The 23973-nt window shown below is 70.6% G+C and carries 20 protein-coding genes; 9 read left to right on the top strand and 11 right to left on the bottom strand.

Features of this window, described 5'->3' with window-relative positions; genetic code table 11:
* Positions 1 to 1128, top strand: coding sequence for a glycosyltransferase family 4 protein (locus GGQ91_RS00875; RefSeq protein ID WP_043760383.1), 1128 nt, complete (start codon positions 1 to 3; stop codon positions 1126 to 1128).
* A 24-nt stretch (positions 1129 to 1152) separates the two neighbouring features.
* Here the strand turns inward: GGQ91_RS00875 and GGQ91_RS00880 are convergent, their stop codons facing one another.
* Complete coding sequence (locus tag GGQ91_RS00880) at positions 1153 to 2466, bottom strand: MFS transporter (protein ID WP_043760381.1); 1314 nt, start codon at positions 2464 to 2466, stop codon at positions 1153 to 1155.
* A 180-nt stretch (positions 2467 to 2646) separates the two neighbouring features.
* On the opposite strand from GGQ91_RS00880, the gene GGQ91_RS00885 reads away from it, so the two are divergent.
* Complete coding sequence (locus tag GGQ91_RS00885) at positions 2647 to 3798, top strand: dimethylmenaquinone methyltransferase (protein ID WP_182591171.1); 1152 nt, start codon at positions 2647 to 2649, stop codon at positions 3796 to 3798.
* A 53-nt stretch (positions 3799 to 3851) separates the two neighbouring features.
* Here the strand turns inward: GGQ91_RS00885 and lptB are convergent, their stop codons facing one another.
* The 9 genes from lptB to GGQ91_RS00930 form a co-directional block, all read right to left on the bottom strand.
* Positions 3852 to 4703 (bottom strand): LPS export ABC transporter ATP-binding protein, encoded by an 852-nt coding sequence (gene lptB, locus GGQ91_RS00890; protein WP_403090610.1) that lies wholly within the window; start codon positions 4701 to 4703, stop codon positions 3852 to 3854.
* 8 nt (positions 4704 to 4711) lie between these two features.
* Positions 4712 to 5371, bottom strand: a complete 660-nt coding sequence (locus tag GGQ91_RS00895; RefSeq protein ID WP_075381379.1) for an LptA/OstA family protein — start codon at positions 5369 to 5371, stop codon at positions 4712 to 4714.
* Entirely contained in the window at positions 5368 to 6087 is a 720-nt protein-coding gene (gene lptC, locus GGQ91_RS00900; protein ID WP_043350977.1) for an LPS export ABC transporter periplasmic protein LptC, read from the bottom strand. Before lptC ends, GGQ91_RS00895 begins: the two co-directional genes overlap by 4 nt.
* A 229-nt stretch (positions 6088 to 6316) precedes the next feature.
* Positions 6317 to 8149, bottom strand: coding sequence for a molecular chaperone HtpG (gene htpG / locus GGQ91_RS00905; RefSeq protein WP_043350981.1), 1833 nt, complete (start codon positions 8147 to 8149; stop codon positions 6317 to 6319).
* A 164-nt stretch (positions 8150 to 8313) separates the two neighbouring features.
* Positions 8314 to 10302, bottom strand: coding sequence for a potassium transporter Kup (locus tag GGQ91_RS00910; protein ID WP_182591173.1), 1989 nt, complete (start codon positions 10300 to 10302; stop codon positions 8314 to 8316).
* A 173-nt stretch (positions 10303 to 10475) separates the two neighbouring features.
* A complete protein-coding gene (gene nadC / locus GGQ91_RS00915) occupies positions 10476 to 11348 on the bottom strand; it encodes a carboxylating nicotinate-nucleotide diphosphorylase (protein WP_043387526.1) in 873 nt (290 codons plus the stop codon).
* Complete coding sequence (locus GGQ91_RS00920) at positions 11345 to 12868, bottom strand: L-aspartate oxidase (protein ID WP_043387524.1); 1524 nt, start codon at positions 12866 to 12868, stop codon at positions 11345 to 11347. Before GGQ91_RS00920 ends, nadC begins: the two co-directional genes overlap by 4 nt.
* A complete protein-coding gene (gene nadA, locus GGQ91_RS00925) occupies positions 12865 to 13881 on the bottom strand; it encodes a quinolinate synthase NadA (protein ID WP_043387528.1) in 1017 nt (338 codons plus the stop codon). Before nadA ends, GGQ91_RS00920 begins: the two co-directional genes overlap by 4 nt.
* Before the next feature lie 137 nt (positions 13882 to 14018).
* Entirely contained in the window at positions 14019 to 14843 is an 825-nt protein-coding gene (locus GGQ91_RS00930) for an aldo/keto reductase (protein ID WP_182591174.1), read from the bottom strand.
* A 313-nt stretch (positions 14844 to 15156) separates the two neighbouring features.
* Between GGQ91_RS00930 and paoA the strand changes: the two genes are divergently transcribed.
* The 4 genes from paoA (at position 15157) to GGQ91_RS00950 (ending at position 20669) form a co-directional block, all read left to right on the top strand.
* On the top strand, positions 15157 to 15807 hold the full coding sequence (gene paoA / locus GGQ91_RS00935) for an aldehyde dehydrogenase iron-sulfur subunit PaoA (protein ID WP_182591175.1): 651 nt from the start codon (positions 15157 to 15159) through the stop codon (positions 15805 to 15807).
* Between the two features lie 10 nt (positions 15808 to 15817).
* Complete coding sequence (locus GGQ91_RS00940) at positions 15818 to 16792, top strand: FAD binding domain-containing protein (RefSeq protein WP_182591176.1); 975 nt, start codon at positions 15818 to 15820, stop codon at positions 16790 to 16792.
* A 24-nt stretch (positions 16793 to 16816) separates the two neighbouring features.
* On the top strand, positions 16817 to 19039 hold the full coding sequence (locus tag GGQ91_RS00945; RefSeq protein WP_182591177.1) for a xanthine dehydrogenase family protein molybdopterin-binding subunit: 2223 nt from the start codon (positions 16817 to 16819) through the stop codon (positions 19037 to 19039).
* 88 nt (positions 19040 to 19127) lie between these two features.
* Complete coding sequence (locus tag GGQ91_RS00950; protein ID WP_182591178.1) at positions 19128 to 20669, top strand: AMP-binding protein; 1542 nt, start codon at positions 19128 to 19130, stop codon at positions 20667 to 20669.
* 126 nt (positions 20670 to 20795) lie between these two features.
* On the opposite strand, the gene mgtE is transcribed toward GGQ91_RS00950, so the two are convergent.
* Positions 20796 to 22166, bottom strand: coding sequence for a magnesium transporter (mgtE, locus tag GGQ91_RS00955; protein WP_043387512.1), 1371 nt, complete (start codon positions 22164 to 22166; stop codon positions 20796 to 20798).
* A 435-nt stretch (positions 22167 to 22601) separates the two neighbouring features.
* Here mgtE and pqqA (GGQ91_RS00960) point away from each other — a divergent pair, with 435 nt between their 5' ends.
* From pqqA (GGQ91_RS00960) to GGQ91_RS00970, 3 genes are all read left to right on the top strand, one after another.
* On the top strand, positions 22602 to 22691 hold the full coding sequence (gene pqqA / locus GGQ91_RS00960; RefSeq protein ID WP_007559223.1) for a pyrroloquinoline quinone precursor peptide PqqA: 90 nt from the start codon (positions 22602 to 22604) through the stop codon (positions 22689 to 22691).
* Between the two features lie 80 nt (positions 22692 to 22771).
* A complete protein-coding gene (gene pqqA / locus GGQ91_RS00965) occupies positions 22772 to 22861 on the top strand; it encodes a pyrroloquinoline quinone precursor peptide PqqA (protein ID WP_007559225.1) in 90 nt (29 codons plus the stop codon).
* 158 nt (positions 22862 to 23019) lie between these two features.
* Positions 23020 to 23973: a class I SAM-dependent methyltransferase gene (locus tag GGQ91_RS00970; RefSeq protein ID WP_182591179.1), complete on the top strand. Its 954-nt coding sequence runs from the start codon at positions 23020 to 23022 to the stop codon at positions 23971 to 23973.

Below are 23973 nucleotides of genomic sequence, written 5' to 3' on the forward strand. Positions count from 1 at the left end.
ATGCTTCGCATCGGCGTCGACGCGCACGTGCTCACCGGCAAGCCGCAGGGCAGCCGGACCTGGCTCGTGAACATCATCGGCCGGGCCGCCGCCCAGCACCCCGACGCCACCTACGTGGTCTATTCGGGCGATCCGGAGGCCTGCGCCCGCATCGTCTCGGGGGACAACATCGAGCACCGGCGGCTGCCGCGGGTCCCCGCGACCGTGCGGCTGACCCTGGTCTGGCCGTGGCTGTTCCTGCGGGATCGCCTGGACACGCTGCTCACCACCTACATCGCCCCGCCGCTGGTGCCGGGCGACCGGCAGGTGGTGGTGGTCCACGACATCCTGTTCGAGACCCATCCCGAATTCTTTCCCTGGTCGATGCGCTGGCGGAACAAGATCCTGACTCGGCTCTCGGCCCGGCGCGCCAAGCTGGTTCTGACCATCTCCGACTACAGCCGCGACTCCATCGCCAAGGTCTACGGCATCGAACGCCACCGCATCGCCGAGGTGCGCTGCGGCTCGACCCCGCCGCAGGCGGTCTCGGAGCGGACCCCGCTTGCGGACGGGCGGCCGTACCTGCTCATGGTCGGCCGGCTGGAGCCGAGGAAGAATCTCGGTCTCGTCCTCGATGCCTTCGCGCGGCTGCCGGAGGGCGCGGCGCGGCTCATCGTGGTGGGCAAGGGTGACGGCGAGCGGCCCGAGACCCTGGACCGCCTCGCCCGGACGCCGGACGCGGTGCACATCGCCGGCATCGACGACCGGGGGCTCTCCGACCTCTACGCCCGGGCCGCCGCCCTGGTCTTCCCGAGCCGCGGCGAGGGCTGGGGCATCCCGGTCCTCGACAGCCTCGCCCGGGGGACGCCGGTCATCGCCTCGAGCCTGACGGCCATCCCGGAGGCCGGCGGCAGCGCGGCGAGCTACTTCGACCCCGACGCCCCCGACCGGGTGGATCGGCTCGCCGAGCTGATGGGCGCGGCGATCGAGGGGCGGCTGCCCTTCGACGCGACCGCCGCCCGGGCCCATGCCGCGCGCCACGACTGGGACGGACCGGCCGCCACCTTCGTGGACCTGATGCGCGGCAGCTTCACGGCCCGCACGCATCTCCGGGACCTGATCCTGGCTGCCCCGAACCTGCGGGGGTGACGCCAGCGGAGACCGTCCGCCTGCTCATCGCGCGGCCCTCAATTGACCGACCACCGGACCCTCCGGCGCCTCGTCGGCGATGGGATCCCTGATCAGCGTCCAGTAGCCGAGCGCCGCCACCAGGGCGATCACCGCCCCGGTGATGAAGGCCATCGAGAAATGGCCCGTGCCGCCGACGATGAAGCCCGTCACGGTCGGCGCCAGGGCGCCGCCGATATAGCCGCCGAAATTCTGCATCGCGCCGAGCGACGCCGTGCAGCTGGCCGGCGCCGCCACGGAGGCCATCGCCCAGGCCGACGACGAGCTCACGTAGACGAGGAAGAGCGAGGCCGAGATGCAGGCGATGGCGAGGGTGTCGCTCGGCGTCAGGGCCGCCACGACCGTGCAGGCGGCGGTCGCCACCAGGGATCCGACCATCGGGATCTTGCGGCTGCGGATCGGGTCGACGCCCCGGCGGACCAGCATGTCGACCACGCGGCCGCCCAGGATCCCGCCCAGCACGCCGAAGGCGAAGGGGATCGAGCCGACGAGGCCGGTCTTCTGCAGGGTGAAGTGCCGCTCGATCTCAAGGTAGCTCGGCAGCCACGCGGTGTAGAGCCACGTCATGTAGATGCAGCCGAAATAGCCGACGATCATCCCCCAGCTGGTTCGGAACCCGAAGAGCCGGCGCCACGCGCTCCAGGTGACCGGGCGGCTGGCATTCGGGGCATCGCCCTCTTCCAGGAAGGCGCGCTCCCCCGGCGTCAGGTCGGTCTCGCGCGGGTTGCGGAAGACCCCGTAGACGATCGCGGCGAGCACGAGGCCGACCGCCCCCATGATCACGAACATCGCCCGCCAGCCGAAGCTCACCATGAGGAAGGTCAGCAGCGGCAGGGCCAGGAAGGTCCCGAGCGAGGAGGCGCAGTTCCAGATCCCCGTGGCGGTGCCGCGCTGGCGGATGTTGAACCAGTCGCGGGAGACCCGGGCGCAGGTCGGGAAATGCGGCGCCTCGCCGATCCCGAGCACGATCCGCGCGCTCACGAACTGCCAGAACGACGTCACCGCGCCGCCGAGCATCTGGCCGAACGACCAGCAGGTCAGGCCGAGCGTCAGCGTCAGGCGCGGTCCGAACCGGTCGGCGAGCACACCGGCCGGCAGCTGTGCGAAGGCGTAGGCCCAGAGGAAGGCCGAGAGCAGCAAGCCCATCTCGGGGATCGAGAGGCCGAGATCCTCCCGGATCAGCGGGTTGGCCACCGCCAGGGTGGCCCGGTCGACGTAGTTGACGACGCCCGCCGTCACGAGAAGGGCAAGCGAGATCGTCTGGATGCGGCGCACGCGCGGCGTTGCGGCCAAGGCCATCGTATCCTCCCGGAATGGCGGGCCCCTTGAGGGTCTCCGTGGCCGGCCGGTCCTGTGCGACTCGTGGCGGCCCGGCACCATTCTGCACCGAACGCGGCCGGACGGAAGGTCCGCTACCCCTCGCCTCGCGGCGCCGGGCGTCGTAGACCGGCCGCTCCGTCATCCTTCGAGTCCGGACCGTTGCGCCTGATCCAGATCACCCACCACGACCTCGACGGCTACGGCGCCTCCACGGTCGCCGCCGCCTGCGCCACGGTCGAGCGCGTCGTCCACGTGCCCCGCTACAGCGATGTCGGCCCGGTCTTCGAGGACGAGATCAAGCGTCTCGGCCGCGCGGCGGAGCGCGAGATCCTGCTGATGACGGATCTCGGCCTGGAGGAGCAGACCATCGCGGGCCTGAGGAAGTTCGCCGCGATGAACCGGCGCCGGGAGGACGGGCAGAAGCACCGCCTCGTGGTCCTCGACCACCACGCCTCGTCCCTCGACCAGATGCGCCGGCTGGGCCTGGAGGCGACCGCCGATGCAGCGCGCCCGACGCTCCACCGGATCGATCTGGGCGATCCCGAGATCGCCGTGCTGATCGAGGACGACATCTGCGCTACGCGGATGACCTTCGAACACCGGGCCCTGTTCGCCACGCACGAACCCGCGACCGACCTGTCGAGCCTGCTCTCCGCGGTCGATGCCGTCGACCTCTGGCGCAAGGAGAGCCCGGCCTTCCGCGGCGGGCTCGCCCTGGACGAGTTGTTCTGGGAAGTCGTGTCGAGCTACGTGCCGGTCGGTCATCCCTGGCACGACCGGTTCGTGTCCGACATCCTGCTCGCGGCCGCCGCCTCCCTGCGGGACGGCGCCAACCCGGCCGAACTCGAGCGGCGCGCCTCGGAGATCCGCACCGGCGTGGTCGACGCCCTGCTGCGCGAGGCGCCCGACGACGATCCGACGCTGACCACGCGCATGCGCCTCGCCCGGGCCCTCGCCCGCTCGGACGCCCTGTTCCGCCCGCTGAAGGACGGCACCCTCCTGTCCTTCGCCCTCGACTCGGGCACCTTCCAGCGGGTCTCCGACCTGATCATGGATGCGGGCCGCGCCAAGCGCGTGGTCAACGTCCAGCGGATGGGCACGCTGTCGTTCCGCTCCAACGACGGCACGGCGCTCGACGGCGCCCGCCTGTTCCGCGGCGGCGGCCACCGCGACGCGGCGGGCGGCCGGCTCCAGAGCGGCTCGGCCTTCTCGATGGCGGACGCGATCGCGCAGGTGGAGCCGGTGCTGAACCCGGAGAAGCCCGCGGGTTCCGACAGCCCGTTCGCGGCGCTCAAGAACTGGAAGGGGTGAGGCGCGGCCGCCTCCGCCCCGTCTTCGCTCCCCTCGTAATGGCGAAGTCCGGCCTAAAGCCTAAAATCCTCGCCGAGATACAGGCGCCGCGCATCCGGGTTCGCCACGATCTCCTCCGGCGTGCCCTCGGTGAGGATGCGGCCGGAATGGGCGATGTAGGCCCGGTCAATCAGGCCCAGCGTCTCGCGGACGTTGTGGTCGGTGATCAGCACGCCGATGCCGCGCTGCTTCAGGTGCTTCACCAGATCCTGGATGTCGCCCACCGCGATCGGGTCGATGCCCGCGAAGGGCTCGTCCAGCAGCATGAAGGTCGGCGAGGAGGCGAGCGCCCGGGCGATCTCGCAGCGTCGCCGCTCGCCGCCCGAGAGCGCGATCGAGGGCGACTTGCGCAGGCGCGCGATGTCGAACTCCTCCAATAGGGAATCGAGCTTGCGGGCGCGCGCCTTGCGGTCGGGCTCGGCCACCTCCAGCACCGCGCGGATGTTGTCCTCGACGGTGAGCCCGCGGAAGATCGAGGCCTCCTGCGGCAGATAGCCGATCCCGAGCCGCGCCCGCTGGTACATGGGCAGGTGCGTGATCGGCAGGCCGTCCAGGGTGATGTGGCCGCGATCGGCCGCCACCAGCCCTGTGATCATGTAGAAGATCGTGGTCTTGCCGGCGCCGTTCGGGCCCAGCAGTCCCACGGCCTCGCCGGTGCGGACGGTGAGCCCGGCCTCGTGGACCACCGTGCGGGCGCCGTAGCTCTTACGCAGGCCGCTCACGCTGAGGATGCCGAGCCCGCCCGCCTCGGCCGCGGACCAGCCCTCGGCCTCGGACGCGTCCGGCTGCCGCGCGCGCCGGCCGAACAGGCGGCCGAGCCAGCTCGTTCGGCCCGCCGGGTCCTGCGGGCCAGCCTGGAACGCCACGGCGCCGCTCAATCGACCTGCGCCTTCGGCCTGGGCGGCGGCTGCGTGCAGCCCTTCGCCTTGCCGTCCTTGGCGTCGGACTTCTCGCCGGGCACGAACAGGGCCGAGACGCGGCCGCCCGCCACCGGGTCCATGTTCGCGCGCCCGGTGTTCATGTCGTAGACGAGCCGCTGGCCGCGGGTGACGTTCTGGCACTGGCTCAGGACGACATTGCCGGTCAGCACGATCCGCTTGGCGTCCTGATCGAACACCGCATGGTCGCCGGTGGCGACCTGATCCTTCTGCACCACCGTCACCGGACCGGCGCAATCGACCTTCTGGATCCCGTTCTCGGCGGGATTCCGGGGTGCCGCTTCGGCCCCCTCCTCCTTCGCCTCGCCCTTGGCAGCCTTGCCGGGCGCGTCCTTGCCGCGCTTGTAGGTGACCGTCATGGTCGAGCACCGGATGGTGCTGTCGCCCTGCACGGCCACGACGTTGCCGGCGAAGATCGCCTTGTTCTCCCGGTCGAACACGTCGAGCCGGTCGGCGTCGATCTTGATCGGGTCCTTGCCTCCGCCCCCGATATTCCCGAAGGGCGAATCTTTCCGCGCGGACTTCTCGGCGAAAGCCGGGCCGGCGAGAACCAGCCCCGCCGCCAGGGCGGCCCAGACGAGGCGGGCGGCGCTCATCGCGCACCGTCCGCGGCTTGGGCGTCCGACGTCAGGATGCGGGCCTGCGGCTTCTCGGCCTGATCCTCGTTGAGGATCACCACCTGGACCTTGCCCACGAAGGAGATCCGCTTACCGTTCTCGACGACGTCGAGGGTGTCGGCCTTCACGGTGGCCCGCGGGCTCGAAACGGTGACAGGCTCCTGCGAGCTGATGGCGCCGGTCTTGAACGCCACGGCGGCCGAGCGCAGGCGCACCTCCTCGCCCTTGTCGGTCCAGATCCGGATGTCGTCCTTCAGGTCGAGCGCCTCGCGGGCCGTGTCGAACAGGCCCGACACCGCCGAGAGCCGGGCGATGCCGCCCTGATCGTCGGTGGCGATGTGGCCGCGCATCTGCTGCAGCTCGATCTGGCTCGGCTTGCGGACGTCCTGCAGGGCGGCGTCCGCCGTCACCTCGTAGCCGCGCGTTCCCTGGCGGAAGCCCGAGAGCCGCGGATTCTCCATGCGGACCTTCGAGCCCGCCAGCGTCACCGGACCGACCGAGACGCCCGGCAGCTGGGCCGCGAAAGGATTGAACAGGTACCCCAGCAGCAGCGCCACCGAGCCCCCGGCGACCACCGGAATCATGCGGCGCATGGTGCGCACGCGTCCGCTGTGGCGATACGCCCGGGCATGGGCCCGGGTCCGCGCCGCCGCGACCGCCTGTCCGTTGCCGGCTTCAGCCTCGACCGGGTTCATGCAGCGTCCGTGAGGCGCGCCTGACGCGCGCGAGAGGGTTCGGCTCAGACGCCTGCGGCCCCCACCGCGCCCGCGCCATCGGCCGGGCAATGATCCCGACCGGTGGCGAAGTTATGGCTCGACCGTTTCCGAATGATCAACCGAACCGACAATCGTCCGGCGCGGATGTGTGTGGAGACACACGCCGCGCGCGGCTTTCCGCCTGCGCCCGGCGCGTGTCTCCGTAGTCCTACGCGCTGCGCGCCGCCGCCAGGGCCGCCGCCACAGTCCGGGCGAAGGCCGCCGGGTCGCGGGGGCTGTCGCCATCCTGGATGCGGGCGAGGTCGAGGAGCGTGCCGGCCGCCTGCGGCACCTCCGACTCGGGTGCCGCGGCCAGCGCCCGAATCAGCGGATGGCGCGGGTTGATCTCCAGGACCGGCTGCCCGGCCCCGGCCCGCCCTGCCCGCCGCATGAGCCGCTGCATCTGCAGGTCTGGGCCTCCGGTCCCGGCGGACAGGACCACCGCCGAGTCGACCAGCCGGTCGGTGGTGCGCACGTCCGAGACCTCGCTGCCCAGCGCGGTCTTCACGGCGGCCACGAACGCATCGATGCCCTCGGGCGCCTCCGGCTGCTCGCCCTCGAGGGCGAACTTCGACAGGTCGAGCCCACCCTTGGTGATCGAGCGGAGCGGCTTCTCCTCGAAGCTGCCGAGCTGGTCGGGCCAGAAGGCGTCGACGTGATCGGAGAGCAGCAGCACCTCGAGGCCGCGCGCCTTGAAGCCCTCGAGCTGGGGCGACGACTTCAGCGCCTCGGCATCGTCGGCGACGAGGTAGTAGATCGCCTCCTGGCCATCCTTCATGCGGGATACGTAATCCGGCAGGGAGGTCCAGCCCTCCACCGCCGAGGAGCGGAAGCGCAGGAGCGGGGCGATCTCACCCCGGCGCTCGAAATCCTCGTAGATGCCCTCCTTAAGGACGGGGCCGAAATTCTCCCAGAAGGCTTGGTAGCCCTCGGCGTCCTTGGCGCGGGTTGCGAGTTCGGACACGACGCGGCCGGTCACGGCGCGGCGGATCCGCGCCAGGGCCGGGGTCGATTGCAGCATCTCGCGGGACACGTTGAGGGGCAGGTCTTCGGTATCGACCACGCCCTGGACGAAGCGCAGCCAGGGCGGCAGCAGTTCGGCCTCGTCGGTGATGAACATCCGCCGCACGTGGAGCCGGACCTTGCTCTGCCGCTCGTTCTCGAGCGCCTGGAAGGGCTTCGAACCGGGGATGAACAGCAGCGCGGCGAATTCGAGTTGCCCCTCGGCGCGCCAGTGGAGCGTCGCCCAGGGCTTGTCGAAGTTCATGCCGATGGAGTGGTAGAACGCCTCGTACTGCTCCTCGGTGACCTCGGACTTCGCCTTGCGCCAGAGCGCGGTGCCCTGATTGGCCGATTCGTCCTTGCCGTCGCGCACGACCGCGATCGGCACGGTGATGAAGTCGGCCCATTTCCGCACGAGATGGTCGAGCCGGTAAGGCTCCAGGTACTCGTCGGCGTCGCCCTTGAGATGGAGCACGATGTCGGTGCCGGGTTCCGCCCGGGTGGCAGGCTCCAGGGTGTAGTTGCCCTGGCCTTCGGAGGCCCAGGTCCAGGCCTCGTCGCTGCCGGCGCGGCGCGACGTGACCGTCACCCGGTCGGCGACCATGAAGGCCGAGTAGAAGCCGACGCCGAACTGGCCGATCAGGCTCGGCCGGTCCTCGGCCTTGGCGGATTCCAGCGTCTGCGAGAACGCCCGCGTGCCGGAGCGCGCGATGGTGCCGAGGTTGGTGGCGAGATCCTCCTTGGTCATGCCGATGCCGGCATCCGACACGGTCAGGGTCCGCGCCTCCTTGTCGGGGGCGATGCGGACCTTGGCGTCCGCCGGCAGGGCGCTCGCCGCCGAGGTCAGGGCCTCGAACCGCCGCCGGTCCATGGCGTCGGCGGCGTTGGCCACGAGTTCGCGCAGGAAGATCTCGCGGTCGGAATAGAGCGCGTGCACGACGAGGTCGAGGAGCCGGCCTACCTCCGCCCCGAACTCGTGCCGCTCAATCGTCTCGCTCACGGGTCATGCCTCCGCTGTGGGAAAATCGCGGTGGCGATATGCTGGCGAACGCGGCCGTTTTCAATGCGCCGCGCGGGCTCGGCATCGCCGTCATGGCGGTCCGCCGCCTGTGGAGGCCCTGCCCTTCGGGCGTGCCGCGGCGCGGCCCTGTTCAGGGCCCCGGTTCAAATCTCGATCTCGGTTCCCACCTCGACGATCTGACGGGTCGGCAGGCCGAAATGGGCGCCGGTGCGCTCGGCATTGCGCTTCATGAAGCTGAACATCGCCTCCCGCCAGGGCGCCATGCCGGGATGGGTGGGCGACGGGATGACCACCTCGTGGCCCACGAAGTAGGTGATGTCCTCGAGGTATTCCGGAGGCAGGAGGCCGCTCGCCACGGCGCATCGCAGCCCCTCGGGGATCGAGGCGGTCTGCATGAAGCCGTACCGCAGGACGACCCGTTCCATGCCGGGCGTATACTTCGAGATCGCCTTGCGGATGCCCTGCGCAACCAGCGTCACCTGCGCCCGCTCGGCGGCGCAAATGACCGGCTCCTCCTCGTAGACGACGGTGATCAGGAGGATCCGCTCGTGGAGGCACCGGCTGCGCTCCAGCAGACGGCCGAGGGCCATCGGGATGCCATCGGTGGCGGCGGTCAGGAAGGCCGCGGTGCCCGGGAGCGTCACCGGCGGGTGCGAGGTCAGGCGGGCGAGGAAGGTCGCCTCGGACATCCGCATGGTCTGGCGGACGGATTCGAGAACGCGGTTGCCCGTCATCCATGTCAGCATCAGGAAGGCGACCGCGGCGGCCAGCAGCAGCGGAAACCAGCCGCCCTCGAAGAGCTTCACGCTGTTGGCGGCGAAGAACACGGCGTCGAGGGTGAGGAAGGCGCCGTTGACCGCGAAGACCAAGATCGGATTGTAGCCCCAGCGCAGCGCGATGAGCGCGGCGAGCAGCGTGGTGATGCCCATCAGGGCCGAGACCGCGATGCCGTAGGCGCCGGCGAGGGCGTCGGAGGAGCCGAACACGACCACCGCCGTGAGGGTCGCTGCGGCCAGGAGCCAGTTCACCGCCGGCACATAGATCTGGCCGCGCTCGTCCCGGTCTGTGTGGACGACCCGCATCATCGGCATGAAGCCGAGCTGGATCGATTGCTGGGTCAACGAATAGACGCCCGAGATCACCGCCTGCGAGGCGATGACGGTCGCCATCGTGGCCAGGGCGACCAGGGGATAATGGGCCCAGTCGGGGGCGAGCCGATAGAACGGATTCTCGACCGCACCGGGATCGGCGATGATCAGGGCGCCCTGCCCGCAATAGTGGATCAATAGCGCCGGCAGCACGAGACCGAACCACGCGAAGCGGATCGCGGGGGCGCCGAAATGGCCGAGATCGGCATACATCGCCTCGCCGCCGGTCACCGCCAGGAAGGCCGCGCCCAGCATCAGGAAGCTGACATGCCAGCCGGCATGGACGAGGAAGTCCACCGCCCGCAACGGGTTGGCCGCCGCCAGGATTTCCGGCGTGCGCAGGATGCTGGGGATCGCGAGCAGGACGAGGACGACGAACCAGACGAGCATCACGGGCCCGAACACGCGGCCGATGGCGGCCACGCCCTTGTGCTGGACCAGGAACAGCCCGACGAGGATGACGAGCGTGATCGGCACCACGTACGGGCCGAGCGCCGGCGCATCGACCTTCACGCCCTCGATCGCCGACAGGACCGAGATCGCCGGGGTGATCGCGCCGTCGCCGTAGAGCAGCGCCGCCCCCACCAGACCGACCACCAGAAGCAGCGCCTTCCCCGTGCCCGGCCGGGCCTGCCGGGCGCCGAGCAGCGCCAGCATGGCGACGATGCCGCCCTCGCCGCGGTTGTCGGCGCGCAGGATCAGCACCGCGTATTTCAGCGACACGATCAGGATCAGCGACCACAGGATCAGCGACACCGCCCCCGTGGCCGCCGCCGGCACCGACGCCCCGCCGGCGGTCGCCGCCTTCACGGCCTCCTTGAACGCGTAGAGCGGGCTCGTGCCGATGTCGCCGTACACGACGCCCAGCGCGCCCAGCATCAGCGCGGCGCCGGGCCCATGTCGGACGGCACCGGGTTTGCGCGCCACCGGCGCCGCCGGAAGATCGACCGCCGGGGCAGCCGCGGAGGGCAGGGCTTGGCTCACGGTCACGTCCGGTCGATGGCGTCGCGGTTGGGCGAAACCTTAGCGAGTCGGTCGCGCGGCGATAGACTTCGGGTGTCTCAGCCGCGCTGATGACGAAGACTTGTCACCCGAACGTGATGATCTTCGAGCCCTGCCCGACGGCGGATCTCCGTTGCGCCCCGGAGGTCGCCCATTCAGGCCGCGTCGAGGCCCAGGTCGATGATCGCCGCCGAGTGGGTGATCCAGCCGCAGGAGATCAGGTCGACGCCCGAGGCCGCGACCGCCCCCACCGTCTCGCGGGTGATCCGGCCCGACGCCTCGGAGAGCGCGCGTCCGTCGATCATCGCCACCGCGCGGGTGAGCTGGTCGGGCCCCATATTGTCGAGGAGCACCGCGTCGACCCCGACCGAAAGGGCCTCCTCCAGTTGCTCCAGGCTGTCGACCTCGCACTCGATCTTCACGAGATGGCCGGCCCGGGCGCGGGCGCGCTCGATGGCCGGCACGATGCCGCCCGCCACCGCCACGTGGTTGTCCTTGATCAGCACGGCATCGTCGAGGCCGAAGCGGTGGTTCGACCCCCCACCCGCGCGCACGGCGTGCTTCTCCAGGGCGCGCAGGCCCGGCGTGGTCTTGCGGGTGCAGACGATCGAGGCCTTGCCGTGCGGGCGGGCCGCCTCGACGAGGCCGTGGGTGGCCGTGGCGACGCCCGACATCCGGCAGAGCAGGTTCAGGGCGACGCGCTCGGCGGTGAGGATGGCGCGGGCCGGCCCCTCGAGGTGCAGCACCACGTCGCCCGGTGCGACGCGGGCCCCGTCGCCGCGCTCGACCGTGACGGTGACGGCCGGATCGACCAGCGCGAACGCGATGGCGGCGGCATCGGTGCCGGAGATCACGCCGTCCTGGCGGGAGGCGATCACGCCGCGCATCCGCTCGCCGGGGGGCACGATGGCGTCGGTTGTGATGTCGCCGGCCCGGCCGAGATCCTCCAGCAGGGCGGCGCGCACCACCGGCTCCACCAGGAGCCGCGGCAGGGGCAGGATCGCGTCGGAGAAGACCGATCGGGTCATGGCGTCAGGGCCTCCTCGGCGACCGTCCGGCCGCTCTGCGCCGCCCGGAGATCGGCCAGCGTGGTCTCGGTATGGGTCGCGGCTGCGAGATGCGGATGATCGCTGCGCCAATGGGCGCCGCGGCTCTCCTGGCGGTCCAACGCGCCGCGGGCGATCAGCAGCGCCACCAGCGCGGCGTCGCAGGATTCCGCCTCCGGCGTCAGGGCGGCGACCGCCCCCCCGAGGCCGGCGGCGTCGCGCACGACCCCGACCTGGCGCTCCATCAGGCCACGGATCGCCGTCAGGTCACCGGAGGTGCGGGCGGTCACGGCCTGGGGCACGATGGCCGCCGGCGGCGGCGCGTCGAGCCCGTCGGCGATGAAGCGGGCATAGGCCAGCCCTTCCAGCAGGGAGTTGCTGGCGAGGCGGTTGGCGCCGTGCAGGCCCGTGGAGGAGACCTCGCCGCAGGCATAGAGGCCCGGCACCGATGTGGCGCCGTGCGCGTCCACCTTCACGCCGCCCATATGGTAGTGCGCCGCCGGGCGGACCGGGATCGGCTGCACGGCCGGGTCGATGCCGGCGGCGGCGCAGAGTCCCGCCACGGTCGGGAAGCGCGTCGGCATCGCGGCGCCTAGCGCACCGCGGGCGTCGAGATAGACCGTGCGGCCGCGCTGCAGCGCCTGGAAGATGCCGCGGGCGACGACGTCGCGGGGGGCGAGATCGCCGCCGGCGATACCGGCCATGACGGGTGCGCCGGTCTCGTCGATGAGTCGGGCGCCCTCCCCGCGCAGGGCCTCGGTGGCGAGCGGCATCGGGTCGGCGCCGGCCGCGATGGCGGTCGGGTGGAACTGCACGAACTCCATATCGCGCATGACGGCACCGGCCCGGGCGGCGAGCGCCAGACCGCGGCCGACGGCGCCGGGCGGGTTCGTGGTGGCCGCGTAGAGGGCGCCGACGCCGCCGGTGGCCAGCACCACGGCGCGGGCCGGGATGCGGAACAGGGCGCCGTCGCGCTCGGCGACGATGCCGGCCACGGCCCCGCCCGCGTCCCGGAGCAGGTCGCAGGCCCGCGCCGTGACGATCTCGACGGACGGCGCAGCGAGAACGGCCCGCACCAGCCCTTCGAGCACGCGCGCCCCGGTCGCGTCGCCGCCGGAGCGGACGATGCGGCGGCGGCCATGCGCGGCCTCAAGCCCGAGCGCGAGCGCGGCATCGTCGGTCCGGTCGAACGGGACGCCGATCCGCACCAGCCAATCGATCAGGCCCGGCCCTTCCTGAGCCACGCGGAGCGCGACGTCGGACTCGGTCAGCCCGGCGCCGGCCGCTTCCGTATCGGCGGCGTGCAGTTCCGCCGCGTCATCGGCGCCGACCGCGGCGGCGATGCCGCCCTGCGCCCAGCCGGTGGCGGTGCCGAGGCCCAGGGCCGACGCGGTGACCAGCGTCACCGGCCGGGGCGCGAGACGCAGCGCGACGCTGAGCCCCGCGACGCCGCCGCCGACCACGACGACGCGGTCGGCGGTGCTGGGCGAGACGGCGTTCATCGCGTGCGCACCTGGAGCATGCGCTCCACGGCCGCCCGGGCCCGGTCGGCCAAAGCCGGATCGACCGTGACCTCGTGGGTCATCGTCTCCAGCGCGCGGCGGATGTTCGCCAAGCTCATCCGCTTCATGTGCGGGCACATGTTGCAGGGCTTGATGAACTCGATATCCGGGTTCTGCGCCGCGATGTTGTCGGCCATCGAGCACTCGGTGACGAGCACCACCTGCTTCGGCCGCTTCTCCACGACGAAGTCCATCATCATCGCGGTGGAGCCGGAGAAGTCGGACTCGGCCACCACGTCGGGCGGGCATTCCGGATGCGCGATCACCGTCACGCCGGGATAGCTGTCGCGGACCTCGCGGATGTCGGCCGGGGTGAAGCGCTCGTGCACCTCGCAGTGGCCGGCCCAGGTCAGGATCTCGACCTCGGGAATCTCGGCCTGGACGTTCTGCGCCAGGAACTCGTCCGGGATCATCAGCACGCGGGGCGCGTTCAGCGACTTCACCACCGCGACGGCGTTGCCGGAGGTGCAGCACAAATCCGACTCGGCCTTCACGGCCGCCGAGGTGTTCACGTAGGTCACGATCGGCACGCCCGGATACTTCGCCCGCAGGCCGCGCACGTCCGCGGCCGTGATCGAATCGGCCAGCGAGCAGCCCGCGCCCATGTCGGGGATCAGCACGGTCTTGGCCGGGTTCAGGAGCTTGGCGGTCTCGGCCATGAAGTGGACGCCCGCCAGCACGATCACGTCCGCGTCGACATTCACCGCCTCGCGGGCGAGCGCGAGGCTGTCGCCGACGATGTCGGCCACCGTGTGGAAGATCTCGGGCGCCTGATAATTGTGCGCCAGGATCACGGCGTTGCGCTCCCGCTTCAGGCGCAGGATCGCCTCGATGTCGGGGGCGAGCGCCGGCCACTCGATCGCCGGAACGTGCCGGCTGACGCGGGCGTAGAGATCCGGAAGCGGCAGGCCCGGGATGGGCGTGCGGGAGACGGGTGCAACGGTCGCCGCCATGGCGTCCTCCATTATGCTCAGTTTGAGCATTGTGCCGTCTAACTTATGGGCGCCGGACGCGCCTGTCCAGATATGCTAGCTGTGAGCATAAATCTTTTGCGGCGCGATGTTACGCTGCGCCGCCGAAGGGATGCCGGTCAGCAGAAGGACGCCGGGTCGGGGCCGATGCGGCCATCGGGGCGGTCGAGGGCCGCGATCTCCTCCATCTCGCCGGCACCGAGTTCGAAATCGAACAGCGCGATGTTCTCGAGGATGCGCTCGGGCCGGGCGGTCTTCGGGATCGCCACGCAGCCGATCTGCACCTGCCAGCGCAGCACCACCTGGGCGGGCGTCTTCCCATGGGCCTTCGCAATCGCGAGGATGACCGGGTCGTTCAGCTCCCTGCCTTGGCCGAGGGGGCTCCAGGACTCGGTCACGATGCTGTGACGCGCGTCGTCCGCGCGCGGCGCCTTGCGCTGGAAATGCGGGTGCAGCTCGATCTGGTTCACGGCAGGCGCCACGCCGGTCTCGCCGATCAACGTGGCGATGTGCTCGGCTGTGAAGTTCGAGACGCCGATCGACTTTGCCCGCCCCTCTTCGCGGAGCTGGATCAGCGTTTTCCAGGTCTCGACGAACAGGCGCCGCTGCGGACACGGCCAATGGATCAGGTAGAGATCGACATACGGAAGGCCGAGCCGCTCCAGGCTCTCGTCGAAGGCACGCCGCGCCTCGTCGCGTCCCTGGCGGTCGTTCCAGAGCTTGGTGGTGAGGAAGACCTCCGCGCGCGGCACCTGCGCATCGCGGATGCCACGTCCGACGCCCGCCTCGTTGCCGTAGGCGGCGGCGGTGTCGATCAGGCGGTAGCCGGCCCGAAGCGCCCGGCCGACGAGGTCCGGCGCCTGAGCGTCGGAGAGTTGCCAGCAGCCGTAGCCGATCTGCGGGATGCGACGCCCGTCGTTCAGGGCCAAAGTCGGGACGGCCATGGGGTGAGCCTCTGGAAACGCTTTCCGATCTACCCAAACGCCGGCGGTGCGACGCGTTCCGATGATCGCGTCCTTTGCAAGCGGAGCGCGGCGGCCCGGAGGCGCCACGCCCGGCCCTGCCGCGCGGCTGCGGGCCGATTCTCTGCGCCCGTATCGGGGATCGGATAGGGCGGCCGATGGACCAGCGGACCACCTCGGCCCGCGGTGAACGGGCGCAGTCTGGACTGGATCTAATCGGCACGACCGCACGTTGGCGCACCGGATTCCAGGTTGCGCCGCGCCGTCGAGCGCGGCGCACGGACGGGATGGCAGCATGACAGACGCGACTCCGAAGAAGCCGTTCGCCCTGACGCGGCGGGCCGTGGTGGAAGGCTGCGCGGCGGCCGGGGCGCTCGGCGCCCTCGGCTTCCGACCGGCCCCCGCAGCGGCGGCGCCGGGAGATCCCGCCCCGCAGACGATGCCGGTACGGCTCACCATCAATGGGCAGCCGCACGATCTCGTCCTCGACACGCGCACCACGCTCCTCGATGCGCTGCGCGAGCATCTGGCTCTCACCGGCACCAAGAAGGGCTGCGACCACGGCCAGTGCGGCGCCTGTACGGTGCTGGTGGACGGGCGTCGGATCAATGCGTGCCTGACGCTCGCGGCGATGCACGAGGGCGATCAGGTCACCACGATCGAGGGCCTCGCGGACGGCGAGAAGCTTCACCCGATGCAGGCCGCCTTCCTGGAACATGACGGCTTCCAATGCGGCTACTGCACGCCGGGCCAGATCTGCTCCTCGGTCGGCATGCTGAACGAGGCCAAGGCCGGTTGGCCGAGCCACGTCACCGAGGATCTCGCCTCGACCCCGGCGCTCAGTGACGCCGAGATTCGCGAGCGGATGAGCGGCAACATCTGCCGCTGCAGCGCCTACCCGAACATCGTCGCGGCGATCCGCGACACCGCCGCCAGCAACCTCTGAGGGGGCGGACATGAAGGCTTTCACCTACGAGCGTCCCGCCACGGTTCAGGACGCGGCCAAGCTCGCGGCCGAGCGGCCGAACGCCAAGTTCATCGCGGGCGGCACCAACCTGCTCGACCTCATGAAGCTGCAGATCGAGACGCCGGCCACGCTGATCGACGTGAACCGGCTGCCACTCGACAAGGTTGAGGCCACGCAGGAGGGCGGCCTGCGTATCGGTGCGCTGGTGCGCAACTCCGACCTTGCCGCGGAGCCGCGGGTCCGGAAGGACTACGCCGTCCTGGCGAAGGCTCTGCTGGCTGGCGCCTCGGGGCAGCTGCGCAACAAGGCGACCACCGCCGGCAACCTGCTTCAGCGGACCCGCTGCTACTATTTCTACGACACGGCCATGCCCTGCAATAAGCGCGAGCCGGGTTCGGGCTGCGCGGCGATCGGCGGGTTCAACCGGATCATGGCGGTGGTGGGCGCCAGCGAATCCTGCATCGCCACCAACCCGTCCGACATGGCGGTCGCCATGCGCGCCCTCGACGCCACCGTCGAGACGATGGATCCGGCAGGTCAGACCCGACGGATCCCGATCGCCGATTTCCACCGGCTCCCCGGAGACACCCCGCAGATCGAGACCGACCTGCGCCAGGGCGAGATCATCACGGCCGTGACCCTGCCGAAGCCGGTGGCCGGCATGCACATCTACCGCAAGGTCCGCGACCGGGCGTCCTACGCTTTCGCGACCGTCTCGGTGGCGGCGGTGATCGCGGGCGTCGAGGGCGGCAAGCCGAGCGCGGCGCGGCTTGCCTTCGGCGGCCTGGCGCACAAGCCCTGGCGGGTGGCCGAAGCCGAAGAAGCCCTGGTCCGGACCGGCTCAGCGGATGAGGCCGCCGACGCGGTGCTGAAGGGTGCCCGCGGCTACGGCAGCAACGACTTCAAGATTCCGCTGACCCGGCGGACCCTGCGCGCCGTGGTGGCGCAGGCGACCCGCGCTTAAGCCCCCCGATCAAGGACCGTCCCCATGGAGATGAACCAGCCGATCGGCCGGACGCCCCTCGACGACCGCGCCGACGGGCTCGTCGGGAAGCCGCTCGACCGCGTCGAAGGCAAGCTCAAGGTCACGGGCCACGCCCCCTACGCGTACGAGACCCGGGCGCTGAAGAACCCCGCCTACGGCTTCATCGTGCCGGCGACGATCGCGGCCGGAACCATCACGTCGATCGACGCCGAGACCGCCCGCCGGGCGCCCGGCACGATCCTGGTCATGACCCACGAGAACGTCCCCGAGCAGGGCGAGAAGAAGGAGCAGGTCTGGCCGCAACTCCAGGGGACGAAGGTCACGTTCTATGGGCAACCCGTCGCCTTCGTGGTTGCCGAGACCTTCGAGCAGGCCCGCGCCGCCGCGATGCTGGTGAAGGTCCGCTACGACGCGGCCAAGCCCAAGGGGCTGCTTAAGGACAACCTGGCGGCGGCCTACGAGCCGAAGCCCGTCAATTCGCCGCCGGATTCGAAGCTCGGCGACTTCGACGCCGCCTTCGCGGCCGCGCCGGTGAAGCTCGACGTGGAATACGTCACGCCCAACCAGATCCACGCGCAGATGGAGCCGCACGCCACGATCGCGTCGTGGGAGGGCGACGGCGTTGTGCTCTACACCGCCAACCAGATGCTGAACCGCGGTCAGAAGGCGCTCGGCTCGGTGCTCAAGCTGCCGCCCGAAAAGGTGCGGATCGTGAGCCCCTATATCGGCGGCGGCTTCGGCTCGAAGCTCCAGGCTCAGCCGGAGGCGACGCTCGCCGTGTTGGCCTCGAAGCTGATCCAGCGCCCCGTGAAGGTCGCGCTCACGCGGCAGCAGGAGTTCCACGTCGGGACCCACCGGACCGACACGATCCAGCGGATCAGGCTCGGTGCCGATCAGGACGGGCGGCTCTCGGCGATCAGCCATGAATCCTGGTCCGACACGGCCGAGGGCGACGGGTTCTTCGAGACGTCGGCCAATGTCACCCGGTCGCTCTACGCGGCACAGAACCGGATCACGCGCCATCGGCTCGTGAACCTCAACATGCCCATCGCCTCGTCGATGCGCGCCCCTGGCGAGGCCGTGGGCCAGCTCGCCTTCGAGTGCGCCATGGATGAGCTGGCCGAGCATCTGAAGGTCGATCCGATCGAGCTGCGGGTGCGCAACGAGCCGGCCGAGGATCCCGAGAAGAAAGTCCCGTTCTCCACCCGCCAGCTCGTGCCCTGCATGCGCGAGGGGGCGCGCCTGTTCGGCTGGGACAAGCGGCAGGCGGCGGGCAGCCGCCGCGACGGCAACTGGCTCGTGGGTATGGGCATGTCGGCCGCCGCCCGCCTCAACCCGCTGATGCCCTCCGCCGCCAAGGTCCGTCTCGGGCCGGACGGCGTGCTGGTGGTGCGCATGGCCATGACCGATCCCGGGACCGGCACCTATACGATCCTCACCCAGATCGCCGGCGAGATGCTGGGCCTGCCGCCCGAGCGGGTCCGCGTCGAGATGGGCGACACCGACTTTCCCTTCGCCTCGGGTTCCGGCGGCTCGTTCGGCGCTGCGTCGGCGGGCTCTGCCCTCTACGTCGCCTGCGACAACCTCCGGCAGGCCCTGCTCAAGGCCGGCGACCTTAACCCGGACGGGGCGGTGTTCCGCGACGGCGCGGTGACCTCGGGCAACCGGACGGAGTCGCTGACCGATCTCGCCCGGTCGGGCATGGAGGCCGCCGGTGAGATCAAGCCCGGCGAGATGAAGCAGAAGTTCTCGCAATACTCCTACGGTGCGCACTTCGCCGAGGTCGGGGTCGATGTCGATACCGGTGAGATCCGGTTGCGGCGGATGCTCGGCGTCTTCACCGGGGGGCGCATCCTCAACGCCAAGACGGCGCGCAGTCAGGCGATCGGCGGCATGACCTTCGGGGTCGGGGCGGCTCTGATGGAAGATGCGGTGGTCGATCCGCGCTACAGCTACTTCGTCAACCACGACATGGCCGAGTACCATGTGCCGGTCCACGCCGACCTCCCGGCGATCGACGCGGTGTTCCTGCCCGAACTCGACGACAAGGCGAACCCGCTGAAGAGCAAGGGGCTCGGCGAGCTCGGCATCTGCGGTGCCGGCGCCTCGCTCGCCAACGCGATCTACAACGCCACCGGGATCCGCGTGCGGGACTATCCGCTCACCCTCGACAAGATGCTCAAGGGCTTCGAAGAGCAGGAGGGCCAGGCGCAGCGGCGGACCTGACCGGAGGCAAAGGCCTGGGCGGCCGCGGTTGACGGCCGCCCGCGCAGGCGGGACACCCGGCCGAAAGCCCGAATACGGGGAGCGCCCGGTGCCCGACAGCCTTGCCAACGACCGTCATCCGCCCGCGCGGTTCAACGCCGCGCGGTACTGCCTGGCCGAGAATGCGCGCCTGCGCCCCGACAAGACGGCGCTCGTGATGGTCGGGGACGGCACCGCGGAGCGGCTGAGTTTCGGCGACGTCGAGCGGGCGGTGCGCGGCATCGCGGCGGGCCTGCTGGATCTCGGCCTGGAACCCGGCGACCGGGTGATGATCCGCATGGGCAACGAGGCCGACTACGTCCTCGTCTATTTCGGGGCCCTGGCGGCGGGCCTCGTCGCCCTGCCCTCCTCGCCGCAGCTCACCGCGGGCGAGGCGGCGTTCCTCATGGAGAATTCCGTTGCCGCCGCGGTGGTGATCGGAGGCGGCTGCACGGTTGCGCCCGAGGCCCTGGGCGGACGCCTCCTGCTCGACGCCGCCGCCATCGCGCGGATGAAGGCGGGGCCGCCCCTGCCGGCCTACGCCGACACCGCCGCGGACGACCCGGCGATGCTGATCTACACCTCCGGCACGACGAGCCGGCCAAAGGGCGTGCTCCACGCCCACCGCGCCACCTACGGCCGCCGGCCGATGCGCGACCACTGGCTCGGCCTCGCCGAATCCGACGTGATGCTGCATGCCGGCACCATGAACTGGACCTACACGCTGGGCGTCGGCTTGAGCGATCCCTGGTCGGTGGGCGCGACGGCGGTGCTCTACAACGGTCCACGCGACCCCGCCGTCTGGCCGCGCCTGATCGCCCGGTACGGCGCGACCCTGTTCGCCGCCGTCCCGACGCTCTACCGCCAGATCCTCAAATACGGCGACCTCGGCGCCCAGGACCTGTCGAGCCTGCGCCACGGCTGCACGGCGGGCGAGCCCCTCTCGGTGGAGTTGCTCGATGCCTGGCGGCAGGCCACCGGCAAGCCCCTCTACGAGGCGCTCGGGATGAGCGAGATCTCGACCTACATCTCCAGCGGCCCGACGATTCCCGTGCGTCCCGGCTCGCCGGGCAAGCCGCAGCCCGGTCGGCGGGTGGCGATCCTGCCCGTCGAGGGCGAGCCGGTCCCGCTGCCGGCCGGCGAGAGCGGGCTCCTCGCCGTCCATCGGACCGAGCCGGCGCTGATGCTCGGCTACTGGAACCGCCCCGAGGAAGAGGCCGAGGTGATGCGGGGCGACTGGTTCGTCGGCGGCGATCTCGCCCGGTTCGATGCGGACGGCTACCTCTGGTTCGAAGGCCGCAACAACGACCTGATGAAGGCGATGGGCTACCGGGTCTCGCCCAACGAGGTCGAGGCGGTGCTGTCCGACCACCCGTCCGTGGCGGAGGTCGGCGTGGCCGAACTGCCTGTGCGGGCAGACGTCTCGGTCATCTGCGGTTTCGTGGTGCTCCAGCCGGACGCCGAGCCCGACGCGGAGGGCCTGCTGGCCTGGTGCGCCGAGCGGCTCGCCGCCTACAAGCGGCCGCGGGAAATCCGCTTCCTCGACGCCCTGCCGCGCACGCCCAATGGCAAGGTCCAGCGCAAGCGACTCGCCGCGGCTGCGGCCGGTTGACCGGCGCCGCCGCCCGCTGGTTCGCCCCGGCGTTTCGAGGGCGCCGCAACAGGCCCCCTCTCCCGTCCGGGAGAGGGTCGGGGGGAGGGATCGGGTGTTGCCGAGGCTTGCCGGACCGGACGCCCCCTATAGCAGCGTCCCGCGCAGGATCAGCAGGGCCACTGAGAAATAGATGACGAGCCCGGTGACATCGACCAGCGTCGCCACGAACGGCGCCGAGGCGGTGGCCGGATCGAAGCCGATCCGCTGCAGCAGGAAGGGCAGCATCGAGCCGGCGAGCGATCCGAAGGTCACGATCCCGACGAGCGCCGCGCCCACCGTTGCGGCCACCAGCGGCCAGTGCTCGCCGTAATCGTAGAGGCCGAACTTCTGCCACGCGACGATGCGGATGACCGCGATCACCCCGAGGATCGCCCCGAGCACGATCCCGGTGGGCAGCTCCCGCAGGGCCACCCGCCACCAGTCCCGCAGCCGGATCTGGTGCAGGGCCAGCGCCCGGATCAGCAGCGAGGTCGCCTGAGATCCGGAATTGCCCCCCGAACTCATGATCAGCGGGATGAACAGCGTCAGGACGATCGCCTTCTCCAGTTCCCCCTCGAAGCCCTGCATGGCCGAGGCGGTGAGCATCTCCGACAGGAACAGCGCGCACAGCCAGCCGGCGCGCTTCCGGATCATCGTGAAGAAGCCGATGTCCATGTAGGGCTCGGGCAGCGCCTCCATGCCGCCGAAGCGCTGCACGTCCTGCGTCTGCTTCTCGATCATCGCGTCGATCATGTCGTCGACCGTGACGATGCCGATCACGTGCCCGACCGCGTCGACCACCGGCAGCGCGAGAAGATCGTATTTCGAGATCAGTCGGGCCGCCTCCTCGCGGCTGGCCGTCGGCGAGACGGCGAGGGGCCGGCGTCCCGGCGCGACGCTGAGGACATTGTCGCTCGGATCGCCCGAGATCAGCCGCCGCAGGGGCACCGCCTTGGTCAACGCGCGGGTGCGCGGGTCGAGCACGAAGATCGCGTAGATCGTCTCGCGGGTCTTCTCCACGTGGCGGATGTGCTCCAGGGTCTGGCCCACCGTCCAGGTGCCCGGCACGGTGACGAACTCCGTGGTCATCAGAGAGCCCACGGTCTCCTCGCCGTAGGCCGAGAGCCGGTCCACGGCGCCGCGTGTCTCGGCGTCGAGGCGCGCGCGCAGGTCGGAGCGGCCGGGCTCCTCGATCTCGCGGAACACGTCCGTGACCCGGTCGGCCGACATGCCCGACAGGTAGCCGGCCACCCGGTCCCGGGGCAGCATCTCGATGATGTCGGCGGCGCAGTCGAGTTCCGGCTGGTCCAGCACCTCGATCGCCCGCTCGGTCGGCAGACCGAGCAGGATGGCGGCGGCAACCTCCGGAGCCTCGTCGTTCAGCGCTTCGACGATGTCGGGCGCCCGTTCGTCCGAAAGACGTGCGGCCAAGACGGAGGGATCGACTCGCGTGTCGAAGGGCGCGATCTCGTTCATGGCCTCGCCTCGTGGGTTACGAGGCGACGCGTCGCCGGTCATCCTAGATCAGGGCCGTGGCCGGCCGCCGCGTCGATCGCCCCGCGGCCAGGCCTCTCAGCGGCTCAGGCGGGATGACGACACGGGGCCGGGCACGGCAGGCACGATCGGTCGGGCACGTCGCTTCGCTGGTCGCTGCTGGAAAGGGAACGCGGCACCGTCGAAGACGCCGTCGCGCGGGTGCGTCGTGCGCCCGAGCAAGAGGCCCGTCAAGCCGAAACAGCGCCCATCCGCAGCCGATGCCGAACGACGCTCCGTCGGGTGGCCGCGCGGCCACGGAAGGGTGGGCCCCGCCGGCCAGCAACCCAGCCTATGAGAAATATAAGTGTTGTGCTCACTTGTATTGCGTCCAAGATATTGCCTATATGGATCTCACCAACAGCGAGGAGAAACGCCATGGCCTGGTCCGCCCCGATCGTGTCCGAGATCTGCGTCGGCATGGAAGTCACCAGCTACGAGTCGGCTGAGATCGATACGTTCAACTAAGTCGCTCACGGTTCGGAGCGCCCGACGCTCCGGCCTTTGCGGCTTCTTCATCCATCGCATCAATTCACTTGGAGGAAATCATGGCTTGGTCCGCCCCCGTCGTGTCTGAGATCTGCGTCGGCATGGAAGTCACCAGCTACGAGTCGGCTGAGATCGACACGTTCAACTGAGACGTCGACATCACGTTCTGGGGCGCCGCTTCATCCGAAGCGGCGCTTTTCTTTTGTGCGCGCATGACATGCTGCGCCTCGGCTTGACCTGCCACACCAAACTGTGCCGCTGAACCGCCACCGGGCCATGTGAGCCTGCAGAGCGAGCGAGGACGGGTTTGGCGGACACTGCGTATTCGGCCGATCAAGCGATCCCACCCTGCCCGATCACCGGTGCCCCCGCCCTGCGCTGCGTCGAGCGCCTGGACGCCGCCTTCCTGACGCTGCTCTGGCACTATTCCGGCCGCGTCGATGTCGGGCCGCTGCTGCGCCCCGCCGGGACGTTCCGGCTCTGGGAATCACCGACCGGGCTGATCTTCTTCGATCCGCCGGTGGCAGGCGATGCGGCCTTCTACCGGGCGTTCTACGGCCGGATCGCCGCGCACGATAAGCTCGCCGGGCCGGAGACGGAGCGCCTGGAGTTCCGCCAGGCCGCCACGCATGTGCCGTCGGGTGCCCGGGTGCTCGACGTGGGCTGCGGCCACGGCGGTTTCCGCGCCTATGTGCCGGAGGCCACCTATACCGGCCTCGACCCGAATTTTTCCGCCGAGGACCCGACCGGGACGATCCTCGCCGAGACCGTGGAGGCGCACGCGGCGCGCCTCGGTCCGGTCTACGACGTGGCCTGCGCCTTCCAGGTCATCGAGCATGTGGCGGACCCGCTGGGATTCGCCCGGGCGCTGGCGGCCTGCGTCAAGCCGGGCGGCCTGATTCTGATCGGGACGCCGCTCTGGCCCTCGCCCAACACCACGATCCCGAACTTCGTCATCAACGCGCCGCCCCACCATCTGACGTGGTGGACGCCCGCCGCTCTCGAGGCACTGGCCGGAACCTTGGGCTGCACCGCCGAGGCGGTCCATGCCATCGGCATGGACCGGCACGATTCGCTGATTCACTGGATGGCCAAGGTCAGCCCCGTCCGCTGCCGCGACCGCTTCTTCCGGCGGACGTGGTCCTGGGCGCTGGCGCTCGCCTTCGCCTACGGCGTCGGGTCGGTCCTCGACCGCTGCCTGCCGGTGCCGAAACGGACGCGCCCGAACGCGCTGCTGCTCGTGGCGCGGACGGGCACCTGA

It is taken from the genome of Methylobacterium fujisawaense (genome assembly GCF_014138435.1).
In the GTDB taxonomy this organism is placed as follows: Bacteria; Pseudomonadota; Alphaproteobacteria; order Rhizobiales; family Beijerinckiaceae; genus Methylobacterium; species Methylobacterium fujisawaense.